The following is a 22,297-nucleotide window of genomic DNA, read 5'->3' as shown; positions in this document are numbered from 1 at the left end:
TGGGCTCTGATTATTGCTTTTCTTCCAACGGGACTCTTTCAAATATTGCCCACTTTGGCGCCTGCACTGCCGCCATTGACACAGCGCCCGGCAGCGTCACGAACAACTTCGCCTCGTCGATCGAACGCGCACCAAGCCAGTAGTCGTAATCGTCCGGCCGGATGATGATCACCGACCGCCTCTCACTCCCCGGCTTGTGGACGCGTTTCATAAGCGGGTGATGGTCCGCGTTGAGCGTGTGAGCATCGTGAAAGAGAAGCGCGGGCCGCCCTCGCCCTCCCACTCGCGCCATAGCCCGGCGATCGCAAACGGCTCTCCCGAGGCCATGCCGATCGCCCACCGCACCGCTTTCCCCGTCTCGTAAGCCGGCTCGAAGAACACCTATGTCGGGATCAAGCAAAGCTGCTTCTTCCACGCGCTGCTGAAGCTACGTTTCTCCCCCACCGTCTCGGCGCGCGCGTTCATTGTGTCGAACACCTTCACGCCTGGCGGTATCCTCTCGCGCGGCACCATCCCGAACGACGCTAGATCAGACCGCCGCGCCTCTCCGTCCCCGCGAATGATCGGGGCGAAATAGTCCTTGTAGACCTCGTCGCGCCACTCGCCGATCGGGAACGCGGTAGTTGGTGCATATATCGTCGACACTCCCAAGAGTCAGCCAGAACTCGGCGCTGAAACGCGCTGGCGTGCGATACAGAAACCCATATCAAACCCGACATACGTATGCGTCAATGATGCTGTCGGCGGGGGAACACCCGAGGTGGAGAGCGAAGCAAATGGGACATGCTGACTGGACGATGATCGCGCGCGTCTACGGCCGATGGATGCCGACGGCGGACTTGAAGACGGGTGATAAAGCCGTTGAGAAGTTCGCCAAGCGGGGCGCGTGGCACCTTCACCGCAGTAAAGGGGCGCCAGAACTATCGTCTGCTTCGCGCCATATGGCAATCCGTCGTCGGCGCAGACAATGGTAACGTCGACGTGCGTAACCCGTTCCGTCAGCGAGGCCTGCGCCACAAACTTGCAGCATATCTCGGCAAGTATCTGACGAAGGACTTCGCAGACCACAAGATGAACGAGAAGCGATACTGGACCAGCCGCGGAATCGTGTCCTTAGTGATGACGCCGCAAAAGCCATCGTGCTAGCGTTTGAGGCGGCACAGGAGGTCGGTGCAAGCTTAGATCACTGTCAAGTTTTTTGGAATCAGGACCTCGGCTGCTTTTGGCTGGCGACCAAGGAGTGGCCTAATGGGTGAGCCCGAACTAGCGGTCAATGACCTCGAAATCAATCATCTGTTAGAGCGCATTGCTCACTCTCTGGCAGAAAGACTCGAACCAGCGTTGCCCTTATCAATTCAGCTCTGGACCGCAAAGACAATTGGAGCATACTTGCGACGCTCTCCAGCTGTGGTGCTCGAAAGAGTAGTTACCCTTCCCGGCTTCCCAACTCCAATTCGCCTGCCTTCTACGCGAGCCAAATCAAACGGCGAGAACAGCCTACGCTTTGCCGGAGCCACCGGGCAACCACTCTGGAAAGCAATTGAAGTTGTTGCATGGGTGGACTCACACAGGGAGCATCGAATCGGACGTCCACAGAAAACCAGTTGACGTGAAGTCATAGGCCCGTCTCCGGAAACTCAACACCCTTACTGCCAGTTGGGGCATCGTCGACTACACGCCGAAAACATCTCAAAACAAAATCAGACGCCCAACTCCGTCGCAATCGGGGCATCCAGCGTTTCTTTACACCCAACGTTGAGCATCGATTGATACAAGGAAAAGAGTCCTAATAGGACGAATCGCGCCGGAGAACATCGGCAGATCTGCTGAACGAGCAGAGCTTCGCCTAGGCGGACTTGTCTCATTCGTGATCAGCGCCAATGGCAGGACAAAAATTGAATTCACTTGATTCATATATAACGTCCTGCCATAAATCCACTTATAAAATCTAGATGGTGAGATATGCTCCAACGTTTATTTGTTGCTAACGAGACAGCAGATTTAGCCGCACTAGCCGCTAGGTATTTATCATAAGCGGCAGTCTGCGCAATTGAATTTTGGAGTCTCCGCCCCCCTTCGGCGACTCGATCGATTGCCTGACGCATTTTTTCTGTCAAATTGCTATTTTCCGAATCATCGATATTTGATACAAAATGCTCAACAAAAATCTCATGCGTTACGCGATTCGCAAAAGTTAGATGAATAGCAATCGCTCTTGGAATTGCCCCCATTTCCCGATAACTCCCAGAAAGCGTCGTAAAGTCGCCAAATCCGGCAAATCCAAGGGTGCGATAACGCTTATGCATGTCAGTGAATGGCTCAATGCCCGCATAAAAGGCATTCCTCGCTTGGGTTCGAAAATTCTCACCAACAGGAACGCAACGTTCTTCAGATAGAATTTTTAGATCGCAACTGGAAGGCATTTCACCCAAAAGAAAATACAGGCAATCCGATGCCACCCCATCTACCAATGTTGCGATTTCAGCGGGGGAGATCGCCGAATTTCGTAGCACGATCCCAATCTTTGATGCATTCCATGTTTTCAGGAATGCGCGCAGACTTGTGATAGTCGTACTGCCCCCGGCGACAAACGTCGGCCGGACGATTTCGTGCATTTCGATTAGGCGTGATATTTCTCCGGCCCATGCCTTGCTTTGTCCATCTTCCTCCTTGAATCTCCCCTTTTCAGGGTTAACCACAACATAGACTGGCTGATTCACGTGCGTTGTTGCCTCAACCGTTAACCGCAAGCTGTCAGCCTTATGGTTTATCGGCTCAATTATCGGAATGGTAGTCCCATCGTCGGATAAAAGTGCCGCCACGTCCCGAACAGCCAGAAGCTCGCTTTGGCGTGCATACAAAAACGGATAATACACGTTAACCCCACTTTTCTTGGTAATAGCCGACGATACACCGAACACGTTAAAAAACCAATGCTGCTCCGACAAGGTTGCAAAATCTTCAAATCAAGGATAAATTGTTAAAAAATAAAACATCGAGTTTAATTTCATGAAAGTATATGTTCGCAACCGACGCAGCACACGCTCAATTGACGAAGCCACCTATCCACACCTAGTACTCACTCGCGACAGTTGGAACGATTACTCCTACTACACTCTATTTGGTGTGGAGTTGCGATTGAGGAAAGATTCGTCTGAAGAGCGAATTTCACTAAAATCGACGTCCATTATGAGAAAGGGGCAGAGAGAGGGGTTGGAGAATCGCCCCTTCGAAGAGCTGGGGGATTGCGTCGAAATCCCCGAAGCAACTCTCCGAGAAATTTGTTCTCTATCGAGCAATCAAGAATATTACGACGCCCTCGAAAAGCTTGATTCAGAATTAGCGCGCGAGATTCTCACGACCTTGCGAGACGCGTCACTAATGAAAGAAATTCGAGAAGAATTTCAATCTGAGCCGTGTTTTAAAATTTCCTTATTGAGAGAATCAACTGCAAGGGAGTTGCTGGACACAGCGGGCCCAAGATTTGGGACCGAACAGAAATTAATCAGCCGCTTTCAGGCTGAGATCCCACTTCCGGGTGCAAGTGTACCTCATCGATTTGATTTCGATTTCCGGGAGCGCCAAGGCGTTCCACATCGAATCAATTCGATTGTGGGGCTGAACGGCGTTGGCAAGACGCAGGTCATGGCACGTTTGGCGATGCTTTTGAGTGGCTTTTCGAAAGCCGCCACAAAGGAAAGGCGCGCCACCTTAGGTACGGAAGGGATGTTAGAGCCACTCCCTTCGATTTACACGGTCGTTGCAGTCTCATTCAGCGCTTTCGACGAATTCGACCGACCAACAAAGATCCAAGGAGAGAACTTCAAATACAGCTACTGCGGCTTACAAGGCAGCGGTGGGCGATTGAAGAATAAAGAAACTCTATTGTCAGAAATCAAAGAAATGCTATCTAACTCCATGGAGGATGAGAAGCGCATTCTTTTGAAAAGCGCTTTGAAGCACCTCGTGCGAGTCGACAACATTGATGATTTCGTCGATTACCCAAATCAATACTCATCACTTTACGAGAGGCTGAGCGCAGGACAGCGATTGGCCTTAAATTGTATTCTTCACATAATTTCGAAAATTGGCCCCAGAACACTGGTCTTATTTGACGAACCAGAGTTGCATCTGCATCCGCAACTCTTGACTGGCTTGCTCAACTCCTTGTCGGAAATTCTTGAAAAACAAGATTCTTTTTCAATTATCGCAACGCACTCACCTCTCGTCATCCAACAGCTCCCAAAAGAGTGTGTTCACATTGTCAAACGAGATAGAAGCACTCCTTTGATATTAAAACCCACGTTCCAGACCTTCGGGGAAAACGTATCTGACATAACCCGCTTTGTATTTTCAGCCACTGAATCAGATCGTGATTACCGAAACATTCTCGACAAAATGTTCATCGACAACAACGGAGATGTTGATGCGATTCTCCGAATTTTTGACAATCAGCTTAGCTTAAATGCCAACATATATCTTGAATCACTTCGAGCTTCCAAGGATGTTTGATCATGAGATTTCAACCAATTGCCGATCTCGATGAGGGAACCTATCTCGCCGCCATTTTTAGAGCCAAGCATCAACCGAGACGAGATTTGTTGATTGCCGCACAGGATAGAGTTCTCCAGCGATGTGAGGTTTATGCTGAACAACTTTCAATTCTGCGCCCACCCCCAAGGGAAGAGTGGCATGCTGATGTGGTGGAGTCTCTGCAGTCTTGCTACAACAGCGCGACCGAGCCATTAAACAAATTAAAGGACGAAATTTTAAAATCTTTGCAAATTGACGCAGAAATTAATTTGCAACGTTGTCCGTATTGCATGCTGAACGACCCTAAAACTTGGGATCACTATCTTCCGAAAACGTACTATCCAGAGTACTCGTCGTATCACGCAAACATGGTATACGTATGTTTCGGCTGCAATCATCGAAAACACGATGAATATCATGATTCATACCTTTTGTATTGCCATCCTTACTTTACAGTTCCCAACGGAATATCCTTGTTGCATTGCTTGGTGTCCGTAAGCAATGACCAGCTCGCCATAAGATACTACTGTGCAGCCCCACCTGAGCACGAACATTTGGCGGCCATTGCTGAGGAACATATATCGAGGCTTAGATTGGAAAATAGATTTAAAGGCGAAGCTGCAAGTTTGGTAAGTGGTTTTATTGGAGAAATTCGGACTACATTTCCTCGAGGAATCTCCGACGTGGCGATGAGAAATATTCTTCGCACAAAATATGCCGAAGCCCAATCGCGACTAGGTGTAAATGCGTGGGATGCAAGGTTATGGCATGGTTTAAATCAATGCCGGGAATTCTGCGCTTATATCAATCGCCGAATTATTTCCAATATCGGCCCATCCGCAGACGGGTTTGATACGCCAGCTCCACCTCCTAGTCCGCATCTTGTGGCTTAGAATTTCTACTGGCCGAGTATGGAGTGAGAACAACGACAAGCGACTACTAGCGAGAACCCCCTTTGACATGTACGCGACCCGAATTGACATTTTATAGAGCGATCACCCTTTGCCCTTGACCTCAGTACTGGATGATCGCAACAATTGCCAAGCGGGTCCCAAACAACCGAAGTAACCCTTCATCGATGAGGCATCTTTCGGAACTTATGCCTCTGCTACAGTTAGCCGAGACGACCTGCTATATCCGTTGCCGTCGCGTTGTAGTACGTCATTAATTCCGAAATGTTCCTATGACCAGTCATTCTGGCCAAATCCAGGGGCTGCAATTTCTTCGCGAGACGCGTGATAGCCTCATGACGGGTATCGTGAAAGATTACATCTGGGATCTGCGTTCTATCGCGTGCCTTTCGGAAAAGTGCGTCACGGCTAGATGCTGACAACGCAAATAGCGCCTTGCCCTTCTCCACAGTCGGCAGCACCTTCAGCAGTTCAATTGCACGGGAAGACAGTGGTACATTTCGCGCCGTACCGTTCTTGGTCATCGGAAGGCGCGCGAACTTGCCCTTGTAGTTCACGGACGAAGCCGTGAGGGTCAGGATTTCGCTGGAGCGCATGGCGGTTTCTATCGCGAAGAGAAATGCCACTGCTACGCGCTGAATCGGCTTTTCTACGGGAAGCCCCTCTTCGTACCCCATGCTCGCAAGCAATGCGTCGATTTCCTCCTGCGAAATCAAGCGCTCGCGCCCAGGCGGATCTGGCGGACGCTTCACTTCCGCCATCGGATTCGTCACCAGCCAGCCCCACTCCTTCCGGGCCACGAGAAACGCATGCGACATCAACGACATTTCCCGCGACGTCGACGCCCCTGAAACCTCCCGCATCCGCGCATCCCGCCAAGCCGCTATATGACCAGGCCGCAGATCCGCCAGCTTGATATCCCCGAACTTCCTGCCGCCAATCACCCTGCTCCCGATCAACGGCAGCCGCAGCCTCTCCCACCTAGCCCCGCGCTTAGTCGGACTCACCTTCAGCTCATATTCCTTGAGCACATCGCCAACCGTCAGCGTCTTACTCCCTGAGCCGTTAGCAATCGACCGCAGCTCCGTCTCCCGCTGCGCGCTCCAAGCCATCGCGGCCGCCTTCGTATCAAACGTCCTGCTATCGCGCTGACCATCGACCATGACCTGCACGCGCCAGCCCTTCGCCACCTTCTGAATTGATGCCATCCGTGGGGAATCCTCGGGTAAAAAATGGGGGACCGGCCACGATTTTAGGTGTGAAGAGGTGAGATTTGGTGCGTACTGCGAACAATCGGAATCGACGCAAAAACCCCGCCCCGCCTTATTCGGCGAGCGTTTGCGAGTTTTTGCGGGAAGAAGTGAGACCTACGAAACCGATGCCAAAACGGGGAGTTGGTGCGAGGAAGGGGACTCGAACCCCTACACCCTTGCGGGCGTCAGGACCTAAACCTGGTGCGTCTACCAATTTCGCCATCCTCGCAGCCCGTGGGCGTCGCTACCTTTTTGAGGAAGCGACATCCCGGCATCGGGTTGACGGCATGCGGTCCTGGCGGACATGAAAAGGGGCGACTGGTCGCCCCGCTGCATGCGTCAAAGCAGGCGAGCATTCTACATGAAGTGAAATTGGCCGGCAATCTCGCCAACATCAATCCCCCTCCCGCTCGCCCTCCGCCCCCGCAATGCTAGAATTCGCACCAATTCATGGCTCTTGCCCCGGTTGCGCGCCCGCGCACCGACATCCGGGCACCTGACCAAACCGATACCCCATTCGCATGCAACCCCACGAGACCGCCGACGATTCCTCCGGCACCCACGCCAGTCCCGCACAAGCCAACGACTACTGTCGTCAGAAGGCAGGCCCTCCCGGTTCCGCGCTCTACTACGCCCTGCTCCAACTGCCCCCCTCCAAACGCGACGCCGCCTACGCCGCCCACGCCTTCTGCCAGGAAATCGCCGATATCCACACCGCCGTCCAGGACCCCGGCGTCGCGCACGCAAAGCTCGACTGGTGGCGTCAGGAACTCACACGACTCTTCGCCGGAACGCCCGCCCATCCCGTCCCCCGCGCGCTCGCTCCCGTCGTCCGGCACAGCGACATCACCCGCGACATGTTCGAAGCCGTCCTTCATGGCGCAGAGATGGACCTCTCCCAGATGCGCTATCTCGACTTCGCAGGCCTCTCGCACTACTGCGACGCCGCCGGTGGCGCCCCCGCCGAACTCGTCTCGCGCATCTATGGCTTCGACGACCCGCAAACCCCTTCACTCGCCCGCGCGCTCGGCCACGCCATCTCGCTCGGCCGCCGCGTCACCGACGCAGGTGTCGATGCACGTGCCGGCTACGTCTACTTCCCCATCGACGAGCTACAGCGCTTCGGTGTCACCGCAGCCGACCTGCAAAATGGCAAATACTCGCCCGCGTTCGTGGAACTCATGAAGTTCCAACACACCCGCGCGCGTCAGGCCATCACCGAGGCCGCCGCAGCCATCCCCAAACAAGACCGTCGCAAACAAAGGCCGTTACTTGCCCTCGCTGCGCTGCAATTGGCGTTGATGGACGAAGTCGCCGCCAGCGACTATCAAGTCCTGCATCAACGCATCGACCTCACGCCGCTGCGCAAATTCTGGCGCGCCTGGCGCGCTCGCTAAGTCGTCGCCCCGCATCCGTCAGGCCATCCGCGATGTCGCCCCTACGACTCGCGGATCCTGCCAGCGCACTTTACGACCCACCACATCAACACCACTGACCGGCTCAGATCCAACGATCTCAAACACGCCCCCCCCCAGACGCGACACAGCCGAGGCCCCTCCCGAACACTTCCGCAGCGCCGCCCTCACGTTTGAAGCCTCCAGCGCGAACGGCAGACCACCCTTTCCGTCGACTCCGTCCAAACCGTCAGCGCAGCATCAAACCCGCAACACATCCAACGGTTTGAATGCACCGTCCAGCACCGGCTGAGGATTCAGCCCCCACCAACGCTGCAGCACCGTCGCGTACACATCGCGGAAATCCACAGCAAATGGCAAATTGCCGTTTCCATCCAGCCGATCCAGTCGGGGCACGTCGCCATAGAGACCACCCCGAACACGCCCGCCCGCGATGAAATGCGGCGCCACCGTGCCATGATCCGTCCCATTGCTCTGGTTCTCGCGCGCACGCCGGCCAAACTCCGCATACGTCACGATCATCGTCGACTGCCATCGATTCAACTCGGTCAGCCCCGAGCGCAATGCCATCATCCCCTGCGACAACTGGCGTAACAGATTCGCCTGCTGCCCCGGCTGATTCTGGTGCGTATCAAACCCATTGAGCGTCAGACGCAACACCGCAACGCCACGCCCCGGCTGCGGCACACCCGTCGGCGAATCCGCTGCCGCCACCACCTGTAGCGCGGTCTTCACCACATTGCCAAAAGCCCCCGGGCGCATCGGCGTGCGCAACACATACTGCCCCTGACGCGGCCGCAATCCATCCGCCGCCTTCACGATGTCGTTCTCCACGCGCAATACATGAGCAAGCGCAGGATTACTCACCTGCGCCGCATTCGCCGACGCCAAATTTGCATCACGCAAAAACTGCGTGGGATTCGTCAACGTCACCGCCCTGGCACCACCGCCCAATGGCCCCAATTCCGCGCTGCCCACGATCACACCATCGGCGTCGAAACCGGGCGGAACCGCCTGCTCGGCAAACGCACGCGATAACCAACCGTCGCGCAAATACTCGTCGGAACGCGACGCCGTATTCCATATCTCGATCGAGCGGAAGTGCGACAGATTCGGCTGCGGATACCCCACACCCTGCACAATCGCCAACTCCTTCGCCTGCCACATCGGCAGCAACGCCCGCATCTCCGGATGCAGGCCGCTATGCTCGTCCAGTTGCACAACCTGCTCGCGCTTGATGCCGATCGTCGGACGCAAGCTCGCATACAACGGATCCGTATACGGAATGACGGTATTCAAGCCGTCGTTGCCGCCCTTCAGTTCAATCAGAATCAGCAGGTTGCCGTAATTGCCGCCCGTCGCCGGCAGCATCCCGGACAAGTCACGTGTAGCAGCAAACACCGGCATCGGAGCCAGCCACGCAGCCCCCAGGCCACCGGCGAAAGTCAGAAAATCGCGTCGACGCATCTCACACCTCTCACGGCGCGTCCCGTAGGAATGGATACGGAGACTTCGCCCAATGACACCCATGCCGTGTTGCGCGCTTGCGCGCCACCCCGCCCGTCAAACCCCGACACCGTCACTTCAACTGATACGCGGGGTCCATCAGCAACGCCTGCAAATAAGCAGCACTGTTCACCCCGGCCGTTTGCGGCGCTGCCGGCGCGAAGGGCAATACTGCGCGCTGCAATGCTTCGCGCGATGCCTCGTCAGGAACATCGACCGGCCCCAACGCGTAAGGTTGCAGCCAGCGCGACAGGTCGAAACGAACGCCTGCAACCGTCCTCGGCATCGCCGTTGCCGTTGCGGAACGAAGCGCCGTGCGTTGCACGCCCGGAGTCGCCGACAACGACGACGACATCGTCGATGGCCCACCCGCGTTCGCGTTTTCCGTCGCCCGGAACATCCGCTCGACGAACTGCTTTCGCGCGAGCAACGTGGTGCTGTCGATCCACGCGTCGCCGCCCGGCCACCCCTTCACATTCGGTGGCCGGAACAGGTCCTGCCCCAGCACGCGCATCTGCTGCGCCAGCATCTGCGGATCGTCGTAGCCGATATCGAACTCGCGCACCGTGTCCGTCACAAACTCCGACGGCGACTTGACCAGCGTGCCGCGCGCTCGCACGTCCCAGAACGCCGGGCTCAGCAAGAGCGCCCGCAGCACGACACGGATGTCGTAGCTACTCGCGCGAAAGGCGCTTGCTGCAAGCTGCATCTGCGCCGGATCAGGCGTGGGCGACACGAATTCACGCCACAACTTGCCGGTGACGAACGTCGCCGTCTCCGGGCGAGCCAGCAAGATATCGAGCATCTGATCACCGTCGAAGTCGCCGGTCTGACCCAGCACAGTCTTCGTGCCCGTGTCATGTACATTGGCGCGCCAGACATAGCGCATCGTCGGACGATCAATGCTCCAGCCGGTATAGGCACGCGCCGCCTCGCGTACATCCTGCTCGGTGTAATGCCCCTCCCCGAGCGTGAACAATTCCATGACCTCCCGCGCGAAATTCTCGTTCGGCCGCCCCTTCCGGCTGCCGGCCCCATCGAGATAAATCAGCATGGCCGGGTCTTTCGACACCTCATGCAGCAACACACCAAAATTGCCCAACGCGTTGGCGCGCAGCAGCACGTTCTGCCGGTAAAGCACAACCGGCTCACGCACCTTGTCGTCGCTCGATACGAAGTGGTTGTGCCAGAACATCGTCATTCGCTCGGTGAGCGGCGACGGCGTACTTGCCATCTCCTGCGCCCACCAGGCGGACAACGACGCCGCCATGCGATCGCGACGCTGATTGAGTTCGCGCCTCTGCTCGTCGGTCAGGTTCTTGACGGGTGCGCCGTAAAGCGGCGGGTCGGCGGCCCAAGCGGGGGGCGGCGTGACCGCCGTGCGCCGTGATTCGTCCAGCAGACGGTCGACGGCCTGCGTACGCGTGAGCCCGACGAACGGCGCCAACTCGCGGGCGTCAGGCGAATAGCCGGTGCGGGTGAGGAGGTAGCGGGCATCGTCGGCCGTGAGCGGGCGTGTCGAAGGATCGACGGTGCGCGATGACGCCGAGCGGCTGGCATGTGCGGTGCCCGCGTGCTTCGTTCCCACCGCGGTGGCCGACAATGGGGACGCCAGCCAAAGCGCGGCGAGCAAGCCAGGCACAAGCCGTCGAGAGGCAAGTGGTTTCATGTGGCGAGAGGATGCCGATGGCGATGGCAGTGTCTCCGTCGCCGTCGTTTTCCCGCCCTTCGCGGCCTCAATACGCTTGCGACGAGCGCAAAAAAAGCCAGCGTCGACAGCGGCTGGCGGTGTGGGTTTCGGCTTCATGAGACGCTCGCGTCAAAGTGACATCACTGGCGTTTTGGGAGAAGCGTTTGGCGACGTTTCTGAAACGTGGCGGACACTGACGTCATGCGCGTCATCTTCATATTAGTGACTGTACAACTCTCGCACGGCGTCTTGAATATGCTGACGAAGCAAGCGTCGGTCTTCCGCCGACATATGGCCATTGGGGCGACGGCCCGGCGGCGTATTCGGCAGATCGTCGTTGCGACGATCTGCGGCGCCGTCTGCCTGAGACGGCGCATTCTTCGAAGGGTTGCGAGGCGACGGCGCCGGTACCGCACGCTGCTGCCCCGACTGGCTCACGCCATGCGACTGCGTACTGAAATGGGGCACGGGACGGGCATACGTCACGCCCAGGTGTCCCCAGAGCATGATTCCCCCGAACAGTAGCGTCAACTCAGCAGCCCATCTCATCTTGTGCGTATGTCCTTCATGCCATGCAGCAGGTTTTCGCCCTGGCAGGGGTGCAAGTGTACCCACAGCCTATGGTCAGCGCACAAGCGGTAGGGTAAATTGTGTAACCCTTTGTAACCCGCTTTGGCGGCCTCCTCAGTTCGCAACATTTCGGGCTAAGATACGTGGCATGGAAAACAAAAATTCTCCCAAAATTCTGGTTGTCGACGACGATCCGCGCCTGCGCGACCTGCTCCGTCGTTACCTCGGGGAACAAGGTTTCAATGTCTTTGTGGCTGAAAATGCAACGGCCATGAACAAGCTTTGGGTGCGCGAGCGCTTCGATCTGCTCGTGCTGGACCTGATGCTCCCCGGTGAAGACGGTCTGTCTATTTGTCGCCGTCTGCGTGGCGCGAATGACCGCACGCCGATCATCATGTTAACGGCCAAAGGCGAGGATGTCGACCGTATCGTCGGCCTGGAAATGGGCGCCGACGATTATCTGCCGAAGCCGTTCAATCCGCGCGAACTCGTCGCCCGGATTCACGCTGTCCTGCGCCGCCAGGCACCGCCGGAACTTCCCGGTGCGCCCAGCGAAACCATGGAGACGTTCGAGTTCGGCGACTTCGCCCTGAACCTCGCCACGCGCACGCTCACCAAGAATGGTCAGGAAATTGCGCTCACCACGGGCGAGTTCTCGGTGCTCAAGGTGTTCGCCCGCCATCCGCGCCAGCCGCTGTCGCGCGAGAAGCTGATGGAGCTGGCACGCGGTCGCGAATACGAAGTGTTCGATCGCAGCCTCGACGTGCAGATCTCGCGTCTGCGCAAGCTCATCGAACCGGATCCGGGCAGCCCCCGCTTCATTCAGACGGTCTGGGGCCTCGGCTACGTGTTCATCCCGGACGGCGGCGCGTGATCTTCCGCCTTCGCGTCTCACGCAGCAAAACGACGCCGGTCGCGACACCTTCGCGCACCGGCGTTGTGTCTTGTTTCATGCCGCGCCCCATGTCGTACTTCGCTCTTCGTTCAGGCACGCGCCCTCCGGCACCCCCGGCCTGCGAACACGCACACATCACGCTTTAGACGGAGCAACCCCATGCATCCGATCCGGATGGTACGCGGGCTGTTCGGCGGTCTTTTCTGGCGTACCTTTTTCCTCATCGCTCTGCTCATCGGCGTAAGTCTGGCCGCCTGGTATCAGAGTTTTCGCGTGATCGAGCGCGAGCCGCGCGCACAGCGCGTTGCGCAGCAATTGGTGTCGATCGTGAAGCTCACGCGCACCGCCCTGCTCTATTCCGAACCCGATCTGCGTCGCGCCCTGCTGCAGGATCTGGAGAGCAATGAAGGCATTCGCGTGTACCCGCGAGAACCCGCCGACAAGATCGAGAAGCAACCGGGCGGTGTGGTGCAGGATCTGATCGTGCGTGACGTGCAACGGCGTCTTGGCACCGACACGATCATCGCCGCTTCGGTCAACGAGATCCCCGCCATGTGGATCAGTTTCAAGATCGACGAGGATGACTACTGGGTGGCCATCGAGCAAGACCGGATCGACACTGCCACAGGCCTTCAACTCTTCAGTTGGGGAACGTTCGCACTGGCGCTCTCGCTCATCGGCGCCGCCTTCATCACCGCGCTGGTGAACCGACCGTTCGCCCGGCTCGCCCACGCCGCGCGGGCCATCGGCGAAGGACAACGCCCCGACCCACTGCCCGAGCGCGGCATGGGCGAGGCTGCCGAAGCCAATCGCAGCTTCAATCAGATGGTGGACGAACTCGATCGACTCGAAGCCGACCGCGCGCTGATGCTCGCCGGCATCTCGCACGACCTGCGCACGCCGCTCGCCCGGCTGCGGCTTGAGACGGAGATGAGTCCGTCCGACGAGAGTGTCAAACGGGACATGATCAGCGACATCGAACAGATGGACGAGATCATCGGCCGCTTCCTCGATTACGCCCGTCCGGCGTCACGCGCCATGCAGGCGCTGGACCTCACGGACATCGTGCGGGAAACCACCGCATCGTTCGATGGCCGCGAAGATCTCAATCTGAGCGTCGAACTCGCCGAGGTCGCGCCGGTGCTGGCCGAGCGTACCGACCTGAAACGTCTGCTCACGAACCTGATCGAGAACGCGCGCAAATATGGCCGCGACGCCGACACTGATATCGCCAACGTCCACATCACGACACGCGTGCTCGGCGAGCGCGTCGAGATGCGGGTGCGCGATACGGGACCGGGCATTCCCGAGGAACAATTGGCGCTGGTCTTCCGTCCGTTCTATCGTGTGGACACCGCCCGCACGAAGGCTGACGGCACAGGCCTGGGCATGGCGATCGTTCAACGCATCGCCATGCGCTACAAGGGCGTGGCGTCGTTGCGCAATGTCCGCCCCGGCTCCGGCCTTGAAATCATCGTGTCATTTCCGCTTGCTAAATAGATGTGATCGCGCGGAAATTTGGCTATGCTCAAGGCTTCCCCGCGCGGCATCACGCAAAATCCTATCGACGGGATTTGATTTAACTATCCCCAACATAAAAATAAACTATTGCTATCATAAGTTTGATAGCGTATAATGCTTTGGTTGACCGGGATCGTGCGATCCCGGTCAGTTGCTGGTTGCGATGTACCTGTGACATCTCGACATAAACCGCACTAATTTAGGAGTAAATCGATGAAGACTGTCGGCGACAAACTCGAAGCGTTCTCGGTAGCAGCTGCCAAGCCTGGTTTCAACAACCACGAAGAAAACGGTGTGTCGGCTTTCGAAACGATCACCGAAGCCTCGTTCCCGGGCAAGTGGAAGATCATTTACTTCTACCCGAAGGATTTCACCTTCGTGTGCCCGACCGAAATCGTTGAATTCGGCAAGCTGGCCAACGACTTCGCAGATCGTGACGCTGTTCTGCTCGGCGGTTCGGGCGACAACGAATTCGTGAAGCTCGCATGGCGCCGTGAGCACAAGGACCTGAACAAGCTGAACCACTACTCGTTCGGCGACACCACGGGTGCCCTGATCGACCAACTCGGTATCCGCGACAAGGAAGCCGGCGTGGCCCTGCGTGCAACGTTCATCGTTGACCCGGACAACGTCATCCAGCACGTTTCGGTGAACAACCTGAACGTCGGCCGTAACCCGGAAGAAGTGCTGCGTATTCTGGACGGCCTGCAAACCGACGAACTCTGCCCGTGCAACCGCGCGGTCGGCGGTGCAACGCTGTAAGCGTCGTCTCGAAGCCCGCGCAAGCGGGCTTTTTCAGCCCAAAGCAATAGGAGAAATTTATGGAATTCATCACCGCGATTAAGGCGCAGATCCCTGACTACGCCAAGGACATTCGCCTGAACCTCGACGGCACGATCGCCCGCTCCTCGCTGGAAGGCAACGACGCCGTGGGTGTGGCCCTCGCAGCCGCGTTCGCGGCCAAGAGCCAGCCGCTGATCAAGGCGATTCGCGAAGCCGGCGTACTGTCCCCGGAAGAGCTTGAAGGCGCGTTGACCGCCGCCGCGCTCATGGGCATGAACAACACGTGGTATCCGTATCTTGAGATGGCCGATAACGACGAGCTCAAGAACGAGAAGGCGCAACTGCGCATGAACGGCTACGCCACGCGTGGCGGTGTCGATCAGCGTCGTTTCGAGATGTACGCCCTGGCGGCGTCCATCGTCGGCAAGTGCCATTTCTGCGTGAAGTCGCACTATCACCTGCTTCTCGCCGAGCATGGCATGAGCACCGCGCAACTGCGCGACGTCGGCCGTATCGCCGCCGTCATCAACGCTGCTGCGCAGGTTCTCGCTGCCGAGGCCGCGTAAGCCCTGGCACGGTGTCAGCGCACGACGTCCCAACGTTGCGCGCGCCATTGAAAGCAAAACGGCGCTACCGGAATCGTCCGGTAGCGCCGTTTTTGCCTTGGGGCCAGTCGCTTGTGGCCGGCGTGCGCTCAGCGCCCGACGAGCAGTGCCGCGGCCTGCGCTTCAATCCCTTCCTGACGGCCAAGATACCCCAGCTTCTCGTTCGTCTTCGCCTTCACGTTCACCTGCCCCACAGTGACGCCCAGTGCATCGGCAATCGACTGCGTCATGGCGGCGATATGCGGTGCGAGCTTCGGTGCCTGCGCGATCACCGTGCAGTCGACGTTGACGATCTCATAGCCATGCTCGCGCACGCGACGCATCGCCTCCTTGAGCAGCACAACGCTATTCGCGCCCTTGAACGTGGGATCGGTGTCGGGAAAATGGCGCCCGATGTCGCCCAGTGCCGCCGCACCCAGCACAGCATCGGTGATGGCGTGCAGCAGCACGTCGGCATCCGAATGGCCCAGCAGGCCACGGTCGAACGGAATCGTCACGCCGCCCATCACGAGCGGACGGCCCGGCACGAGCGCATGCACGTCGTAGCCCTGCCCGATACGAAAATTAGGCAACGTGGCCAGCGAAGCGTTGGAAACAGCTTGTTCAGTCATGGGGAGTCGCCAAATGCGAAAAAACAATACGTCAAATCGGTGCGACCAATGATCGCCCGGCGTTCAGGCGGACTTGGCCGCACCGAGGAATGCCTCGGCGAGAGCGAAATCTTCGGGATACGTCACCTTGAAGTTGCGCAGGCTACCGCGCACGAGCTTCGGCGCGTGGCCAATACGCTCGATGGCGCTGGCCTCGTCGGTGACTTCGGCCCCCGAAGCAAGTGCATCCTCCAACGCCTGACGCAGCATGCCGAGACGGAACATCTGAGGCGTTTGCGCCTGCCAGAGTCCGTCGCGCGACTCGGTTGCGAGCACGGCGGCCAGCCCGCCCTTGTCTGCCGGCGCCTGCTCGCGCTTGAGCGTGTCGGCCACGGGCAATGCGAGAATGCCGCCGACCGGGTCGTCACGCAGCGCTTCGACGAGCGCGCGAATCAACGCAGGCGTAATGCCCGGACGCGCGGCGTCGTGCACGAGCACCCAGTCGCTGTCCTGCGCCCCGAACTCGGTGAGCGCTTGCAGACCGCCAAGTACCGAGGCATGGCGCGACGGGCCGCCGCAGCGGCGCACGGCAAAACGCAGCGTGCCGAAGCGCCGTCCGTCGAAGTGATCGTCGTCGGGGGCCAGCACCAGCACGGTCTGAGCGAACTCGGAACAGGCGTCGAACGCGGCGAGCGCATAGTGAAGCATGGCACGTCCGCCGACGCTTCGGTATTGCTTGGGCACGTCCGCCCCGGCGCGTACACCAGCCCCGGCACACGGGATGACGGCAAAAAGTCGGTCGCTCACGATAAAACGCAGGTAAGGGTAAAGCAGGGATTTTATAATAGACGCTGACTGTCACGGGGCCCCATGCGAATGGAGCCTCGTGCTTTGCCATTTCTGCAACGTTTTCTCTATGTCCTCCGCCAACGCCATATCCCGTAGTACCGTGCCTGTGCCGCTCGTGAAAGCGGGACAGCGTTACGCTTTCGCCGGCTCGCACGCGTCCAGCGACGCCCTGCTCATCGCCCGCTATTTCGAGGAGAACCGCGAGCGTCTGCCACTGCTCGCGGTGGTCTGCGCCCAAGCCACCGATGCCCTGCGCCTGCAGCAGGAACTGAAGTGGTGCGCCCCCGAGGCCCGCGTGCGGCTGCTTCCGGATTGGGAGACGCTGCCCTACGACACCTTCTCGCCGCACCAGGATCTCGTCTCGGAACGCCTTGCCACCCTGCACGACCTCGGCGAGAAGCGCTGCGACATCGTGCTAGTGCCCGCGACCACGGCGCTCTATCGCATGGCGCCGGCCAGCTTCATGGCGGCTTATACGTTCTTCTTCACGCAGGGCGAACGCCTCGACGAAGCCCGCCTGAAGTCGCAACTCACGCTCGCAGGCTATGAGCACGTCAGTCAGGTGATGCGCCCCGGCGAATACTGCGTGCGCGGCGGGCTGATCGATCTCTACCCGATGGGCTCGGCGCTGCCCTATCGACTCGATCTGTTCGACGACACCGTCGACAGCATTCGGGCGTTCGACCCCGATACGCAACGCAGCCTGTATCCGGTGAAGGAAGTCCGCCTGCTTCCGGGCCGCGAATTCCCGTTCGACGAACCCGCCCGCACGGCGTTTCGGGGCCGCTGGCGTGAAGTCTTCGAAGGCGATCCGAGCCGAAGCCCGATTTACAAGGACATTGGCAGCGGGGTGCCGTCGGCAGGCATCGAGTATTACCTGCCGCTGTTCTTCGAAGACACGGCCACCCTGTTCCACTATCTGCCTGCCGACGCCCAGTTGATATTCGTGGGCGATCTCGACGCCGCAATCCATCGCTTCTGGAACGACACGCGCCAGCGCTACAACTTCCTGTCGCACGATCGCGAGCGTCCGGTGCTGCCACCCGAACAGTTGTTCCTCCTCGATCAGGACTTCTTTACGCTCGCCAAGCCGTTCGCACGGCTCACGCTGCCCACACCGGGCGACGGCAGTTGGGCCATTGCGCTGCCTCCGCTGGCCATCAATCGTCGGGCCGACGATCCGCTCGCCGCGCTACGCGCCTATCTGGCACGCACGCCGGCGCGTGTGCTGCTGTGCGCCGACTCGGCCGGTCGTCGCGAGACGCTGCTGCAACTTCTGCATGACAACGATCTGCGCCCGTCCACGGTCGAGTCGCTCGAAGACTTCCTGACGGCCGACACCCGCTTCGCCATCGGCGTCGCCCCACTGGCGGCCGGCTTCCTGCTGCCGGCGGAAGACCTCGCGTTCATCACCGAGAACGAGCTTTACGAAGGCCTTGCACGCCGTGCCGGCAAGCGCCGTCAGGAACAGGCCACGTCCGTCGATTCGATGGTGCGCGACCTTGCCGAACTCAAGATCGGCGACCCTGTCGTTCACAGCCAGCATGGCATCGGCCGCTATCAGGGTCTCGTTAGCATGGACCTCGGCGAGGGCGAGACCGAATTCCTGCATCTCGAATACTCGGGCGACAGCAAACTGTACGTGCCGGTCTCGCAGTTGCATCTGATCTCGCGCTACAGCGGCGCCGATCCCGACACCGCGCCGCTGCACTCACTCGGCTCGGGCCAGTGGGAGAAGGCCAAACGCAAAGCGGCGCAACAGATTCGCGACACCGCCGCCGAACTGCTCAATCTGTACGCCCGTCGCGCCGCGCGATCAGGCTACGCCTTCGAGCTGTCGCCGCGCGACTACGAGAAGTTCGCCGACAGCTTCGGCTTCGAAGAAACGCCCGATCAGGCGGCCGCCATTACCGCGGTCATGGGCGACATGACGAGCGGACGTCCGATGGACCGTCTGGTGTGCGGCGACGTCGGCTTCGGCAAGACCGAAGTGGCCTTGCGCGCCGCGTTCATCGCCGTGCTCGACGGCAAGCAGGTCGCCCTGCTCGCGCCCACCACGCTCCTCGCCGAACAGCATGCGCAGACCTTCTCCGATCGCTTCGCCGACTGGCCGGTGCGCATTGCCGAACTGTCTCGCTTCAAGACCACGAAAGAAGTCAACGCGAGCGTTAAGGCGATCAACGAAGGACAGGTCGATATCGTGATCGGCACGCACAAGCTGCTCTCGAACGACATCCAGTTCCAGCGTCTGGGCCTCGTCATCATCGACGAAGAACACCGCTTCGGCGTGCGTCAGAAGGAAGCGCTCAAGGCCCTGCGTGCCGAAGTGGACGTGCTCACGCTGACCGCCACCCCGATTCCGCGCACGTTGGGCATGGCCCTCGAAGGCCTGCGCGACTTCTCGGTGATCGCGACGGCGCCGCAAAAGCGGCTGGCGATCAAGACGTTCGTGCGGCGCGAGGAAGACGGCGTGATCCGCGAAGCCATGCTGCGCGAACTCAAACGCGGCGGACAGGTGTACTTCCTGCATAACGAAGTCGAGACCATCGAGAACCGCAAGGCGCAGTTGGAGGAACTGGTGCCCGAGGCTCGCATCGTGGTGGCCCACGGGCAGATGCACGAACGCGATCTGGAGCGCGTCATGCGCGACTTCGTGACCCAGCGGGCGAACGTACTGCTGTGTACGACCATCATCGAGACCGGCATCGACGTGCCGACGGCCAACACGATCCTGATGCATCGCGCCGACAAGTTCGGTCTCGCACAGTTGCACCAGTTGCGTGGCCGGGTCGGCCGCTCCCACCATCAGGCCTATGCCTATCTGCTTGTGCACGATCCGAAAGCGTTGACCAAGCAGGCGCAACGCCGTCTCGAAGCGATTCAACAGATGGAAGAACTCGGTGCGGGCTTCTATCTCGCCATGCACGATCTCGAGATTCGCGGCGCAGGCGAAGTCCTGGGCGACAAGCAATCGGGCGAAATCCACGAGATCGGCTTCCAGCTATACACCGACATGCTGGCCGACGCGGTAAGCGCGCTGAAAGCCGGCCGCGAACCGGATCTCAATGCACCGCTCGCCGCGACGACCGAGATCAATCTGCACGTTCCCGCCATTCTGCCGAGCGATTACTGCGGCGACGTACAGGAACGGCTCTCGCTCTACAAGCGGCTCGCCAACGGCACCGACCCCGACGCCATCGACACGACTCAGGAAGAACTCGTCGATCGCTTCGGCAAGTTGCCGCAACAGGCGCAGGCACTCATCGAGACACACCGTCTGCGGCTGTTGGCCAAGCCGCTGGGCATTGTGAAAATCGACGCGAGCGAAGAAGCCATCGCTCTGCAATTCGAGCCGACGCCGGCCGTCGACCCGATGCGCATCATCGAGCTGGTGCAGAAGCATCGCCACATCAAACTCGCCGGACAGGACAAGCTGCGCATCGAAGTGAAGCACGCAGAACTGACCGACCGCGTTCGCGCGATCAAGGAAACGTTGCGCGCGCTCGGCTCCCCCGGCGCGAAGGCGGCGTGACATCGAAGGCCATCCGACGGGCGACGGGCGACGGTGCCTCGGGGCGTCTACAGTACAAATGTGCCAGAGACGCTCCGAAACCGGTGTGCACCGCAGCAATTGCGTCGACATGCCGCACCAGCGCCCCCGGGCAAACCCCTGTCGGGCGCCCCAATTCCCGTGAGGCAGGAATGGTTGTTCATACAACCTTTTACCTCTAAATTATTTTTGAGTACCATTTCCCGGTACGTATGACTGGAAGATCCCGGAGATTCGAATGACAAGCGCTTCCCCCCAGGCCATTGCGCCGCAAGCCGCCAACGAGGCCCAGCCGGCTTCGCTCGACTGGATCACGAAGCTGGTCAGCATCGACACCACCAGCCGTGAGTCGAACCTCGGACTGATCGAGACGGTGCGCGACAGCCTCACGCAACTGGGTGTCGAGCCGTGGCTCTCGTATGACGCGACCAAGCGCAAGGCCAATCTGTTCGTAACCCTGCCCGCTGCCGACGGCAACACCCAAGGCGGCATCGTGCTGTCGGGCCACACCGACGTGGTGCCGGTCGATGGCCAGCCGTGGGATACCGATCCGTTCAAGCCCGTCGTGCGCGACGGTAATCTGTACGGCCGCGGCACGTGCGACATGAAGGGCTTCATCGGCTCGGTCATGACGATGCTGCCGGAAATGCGCGACGCCAAGCTCAAGACGCCGTTCCACTTCGCGTTCTCCTACGACGAAGAGATCGGTTGCGTGGGCGCCCCGGTGATGCTCGCCGAATTGCGCGAGCGTGGCATTCGCCCGGATGGTTGCATCGTCGGCGAACCGACGAGCATGCGTGTGATCGTCGCCCACAAGGGCATCAACGCCTATCAGTGCTGCGTGCGCGGTCACGCCGCTCACTCGTCGCTCACGCCCAAGGGCTCGAACGCCATTGAGTACGCTGCGCGTCTGATCTGCTACATCCGCGATCTGGCCGATCACTTCAAGCAGAACGGCCCGTTCGACGAGCTGTTCGACGTGCCGTTCACCACGGCGCAGACGGGCACGATCTCGGGCGGCATCGCGCTGAATACCATTCCGGCCCTGTGCGAATTCGTCTTCGAATATCGCAATCTGCCGGGCGTGGACGCCGAAGGCATCTTCCAGCGCATTCAGCAATACGCCCTGGACGAACTGGTGCCGAAGATGCAGAAGGAGCATCCGAACGCGGGCATCGAGTTCAAGAAGATCGCCGCCGCCCCGGCGCTGGATGCCTCGGAACAAGACGCCATCACGCAACTCGTGCGCGCCCTGACCAAGGACACCGACAAGCGCAAGGTCGCCTATGGCACCGAAGCCGGTCAGTTCCAACTGGCAGGCGTGCCGTCGATCGTGTGCGGTCCGGGCAATATCGAACAAGCGCACAAGCCCAACGAATTCGTGTCGCTCGAGCAGATCGCCCAGTGCGAGTCGTTCCTGCGCAAGCTGATTCGCAGCAACACCGTCGACGCCTGAGCCGTCGCCTGAATTGCTTCAGGCCAAGGCATCGACTGTCGTCTTACCGGGCCGTATTCCGCTAGCGGGATGCGGCCCGTTGCCTTGGCGGTGCCGTTGCGGCCTCGCGCAAGGCAGCAACGCAATAAGTAACGAGCAATACGCAGTGACAGACGCCTATCGCAAGGGCG

General features: G+C 59.3%; 18 protein-coding genes, 1 tRNA gene and 2 pseudogenes. 11 read left to right on the top strand and 10 right to left on the bottom strand.

Annotated features, from left to right (window positions below):
- Nucleotides 1–10: 10 nt before the first annotated feature.
- Together PI93_RS24845 and PI93_RS24840 are read right to left on the bottom strand one after the other, a co-directional pair.
- The gene (locus tag PI93_RS24845) at nucleotides 11–211 is read right to left on the bottom strand and encodes a hypothetical protein (protein WP_052241107.1); all 201 of its coding nucleotides are present in this window, start codon (nucleotides 209–211) and stop codon (nucleotides 11–13) included.
- A gap of 170 nt (nucleotides 212–381) precedes the next feature.
- The gene (locus PI93_RS24840; protein ID WP_236105859.1) at nucleotides 382–513 is read right to left on the bottom strand and encodes an SOS response-associated peptidase; all 132 of its coding nucleotides are present in this window, start codon (nucleotides 511–513) and stop codon (nucleotides 382–384) included.
- A gap of 152 nt (nucleotides 514–665) precedes the next feature.
- Between PI93_RS24840 and PI93_RS25150 the strand changes: the two are divergent.
- Together PI93_RS25150 and PI93_RS25085 are read left to right on the top strand one after the other, a co-directional pair.
- Nucleotides 666–875 (top strand): annotated as a pseudogene (locus tag PI93_RS25150) (site-specific integrase); the annotation flags it as partial.
- Nucleotides 876–1,256: pseudogene (locus PI93_RS25085) on the top strand (rolling circle replication-associated protein); the annotation flags it as partial.
- A gap of 654 nt (nucleotides 1,257–1,910) precedes the next feature.
- On the opposite strand, the gene PI93_RS13950 reads toward PI93_RS25085, so the two are convergent.
- On the bottom strand, nucleotides 1,911–2,948 hold the full coding sequence (locus tag PI93_RS13950) for a sce7725 family protein (protein WP_144400458.1): 1,038 nt from the start codon (nucleotides 2,946–2,948) through the stop codon (nucleotides 1,911–1,913).
- A gap of 61 nt (nucleotides 2,949–3,009) precedes the next feature.
- On the opposite strand from PI93_RS13950, the gene PI93_RS13945 reads away from it, so the two are divergent.
- Nucleotides 3,010–4,512, top strand: coding sequence for an AAA family ATPase (locus PI93_RS13945; protein ID WP_080759505.1), 1,503 nt, complete (start codon nucleotides 3,010–3,012; stop codon nucleotides 4,510–4,512).
- 2 nt (nucleotides 4,513–4,514) lie between these two features.
- Complete coding sequence (locus PI93_RS13940) at nucleotides 4,515–5,426, top strand: hypothetical protein (protein ID WP_144400457.1); 912 nt, start codon at nucleotides 4,515–4,517, stop codon at nucleotides 5,424–5,426.
- A 221-nt stretch (nucleotides 5,427–5,647) separates the two neighbouring features.
- Here PI93_RS13940 and PI93_RS13935 read toward each other — a convergent pair whose 3' ends face one another.
- Together PI93_RS13935 and PI93_RS13930 are read right to left on the bottom strand one after the other, a co-directional pair.
- On the bottom strand, nucleotides 5,648–6,652 hold the full coding sequence (locus PI93_RS13935) for a tyrosine-type recombinase/integrase (RefSeq protein ID WP_039375387.1): 1,005 nt from the start codon (nucleotides 6,650–6,652) through the stop codon (nucleotides 5,648–5,650).
- A gap of 187 nt (nucleotides 6,653–6,839) precedes the next feature.
- Nucleotides 6,840–6,926: transfer RNA gene (locus PI93_RS13930), tRNA-Leu, on the bottom strand.
- A 292-nt stretch (nucleotides 6,927–7,218) separates the two neighbouring features.
- On the opposite strand from PI93_RS13930, the gene hpnD reads away from it, so the two are divergent.
- Complete coding sequence (gene hpnD, locus PI93_RS13925) at nucleotides 7,219–8,094, top strand: presqualene diphosphate synthase HpnD (protein ID WP_052241109.1); 876 nt, start codon at nucleotides 7,219–7,221, stop codon at nucleotides 8,092–8,094.
- Between the two features lie 258 nt (nucleotides 8,095–8,352).
- Here hpnD and PI93_RS13920 read toward each other — a convergent pair whose 3' ends face one another.
- The 3 genes from PI93_RS13920 to PI93_RS13910 all read right to left on the bottom strand — a co-directional run bounded on the left by PI93_RS13920 (nucleotide 8,353) and on the right by PI93_RS13910 (nucleotide 11,857).
- The gene (locus PI93_RS13920; protein WP_039375388.1) at nucleotides 8,353–9,579 is read right to left on the bottom strand and encodes a DUF1501 domain-containing protein; all 1,227 of its coding nucleotides are present in this window, start codon (nucleotides 9,577–9,579) and stop codon (nucleotides 8,353–8,355) included.
- A gap of 112 nt (nucleotides 9,580–9,691) precedes the next feature.
- The gene (locus tag PI93_RS13915) at nucleotides 9,692–11,287 is read right to left on the bottom strand and encodes a DUF1800 domain-containing protein (RefSeq protein ID WP_201278392.1); all 1,596 of its coding nucleotides are present in this window, start codon (nucleotides 11,285–11,287) and stop codon (nucleotides 9,692–9,694) included.
- A gap of 240 nt (nucleotides 11,288–11,527) precedes the next feature.
- Entirely contained in the window at nucleotides 11,528–11,857 is a 330-nt protein-coding gene (locus PI93_RS13910; protein WP_144400456.1) for a hypothetical protein, read from the bottom strand.
- A 169-nt stretch (nucleotides 11,858–12,026) separates the two neighbouring features.
- Between PI93_RS13910 and ompR the strand changes: the two genes are divergently transcribed.
- From ompR to PI93_RS13890, 4 genes are all read left to right on the top strand, one after another.
- The gene (gene ompR / locus PI93_RS13905) at nucleotides 12,027–12,752 is read left to right on the top strand and encodes an osmolarity response regulator transcription factor OmpR (protein WP_010808867.1); all 726 of its coding nucleotides are present in this window, start codon (nucleotides 12,027–12,029) and stop codon (nucleotides 12,750–12,752) included.
- A gap of 180 nt (nucleotides 12,753–12,932) precedes the next feature.
- Nucleotides 12,933–14,273, top strand: coding sequence for an ATP-binding protein (locus tag PI93_RS13900; RefSeq protein ID WP_144400455.1), 1,341 nt, complete (start codon nucleotides 12,933–12,935; stop codon nucleotides 14,271–14,273).
- Between the two features lie 234 nt (nucleotides 14,274–14,507).
- Nucleotides 14,508–15,056, top strand: coding sequence for a peroxiredoxin (locus tag PI93_RS13895; protein WP_039375391.1), 549 nt, complete (start codon nucleotides 14,508–14,510; stop codon nucleotides 15,054–15,056).
- 59 nt (nucleotides 15,057–15,115) lie between these two features.
- On the top strand, nucleotides 15,116–15,643 hold the full coding sequence (locus PI93_RS13890; protein WP_039375393.1) for a carboxymuconolactone decarboxylase family protein: 528 nt from the start codon (nucleotides 15,116–15,118) through the stop codon (nucleotides 15,641–15,643).
- A 128-nt stretch (nucleotides 15,644–15,771) separates the two neighbouring features.
- On the opposite strand, the gene ispF is transcribed toward PI93_RS13890, so the two are convergent.
- The gene (gene ispF, locus PI93_RS13885; RefSeq protein ID WP_052240952.1) at nucleotides 15,772–16,293 is read right to left on the bottom strand and encodes a 2-C-methyl-D-erythritol 2,4-cyclodiphosphate synthase; all 522 of its coding nucleotides are present in this window, start codon (nucleotides 16,291–16,293) and stop codon (nucleotides 15,772–15,774) included.
- A gap of 63 nt (nucleotides 16,294–16,356) precedes the next feature.
- Nucleotides 16,357–17,079: a 2-C-methyl-D-erythritol 4-phosphate cytidylyltransferase gene (gene ispD / locus PI93_RS13880; protein ID WP_039374007.1), complete on the bottom strand. Its 723-nt coding sequence runs from the start codon at nucleotides 17,077–17,079 to the stop codon at nucleotides 16,357–16,359.
- A gap of 109 nt (nucleotides 17,080–17,188) precedes the next feature.
- Between ispD and mfd the strand changes: the two genes are divergently transcribed.
- Together mfd and argE are read left to right on the top strand one after the other, a co-directional pair.
- On the top strand, nucleotides 17,189–20,653 hold the full coding sequence (gene mfd / locus PI93_RS13875) for a transcription-repair coupling factor (protein ID WP_039374008.1): 3,465 nt from the start codon (nucleotides 17,189–17,191) through the stop codon (nucleotides 20,651–20,653).
- Between the two features lie 256 nt (nucleotides 20,654–20,909).
- Nucleotides 20,910–22,127, top strand: a complete 1,218-nt coding sequence (argE, locus tag PI93_RS13870; RefSeq protein ID WP_052240953.1) for an acetylornithine deacetylase — start codon at nucleotides 20,910–20,912, stop codon at nucleotides 22,125–22,127.
- Nucleotides 22,128–22,297 lie beyond the last annotated feature (170 nt).

It is taken from the genome of Pandoraea fibrosis, from assembly GCF_000807775.2.
GTDB lineage: Bacteria > Pseudomonadota > Gammaproteobacteria > Burkholderiales > Burkholderiaceae > Pandoraea > Pandoraea fibrosis.
Note: the sequence above shows the minus strand (reverse complement) of the source record. Positions and strands in the feature narration are given on the sequence as shown.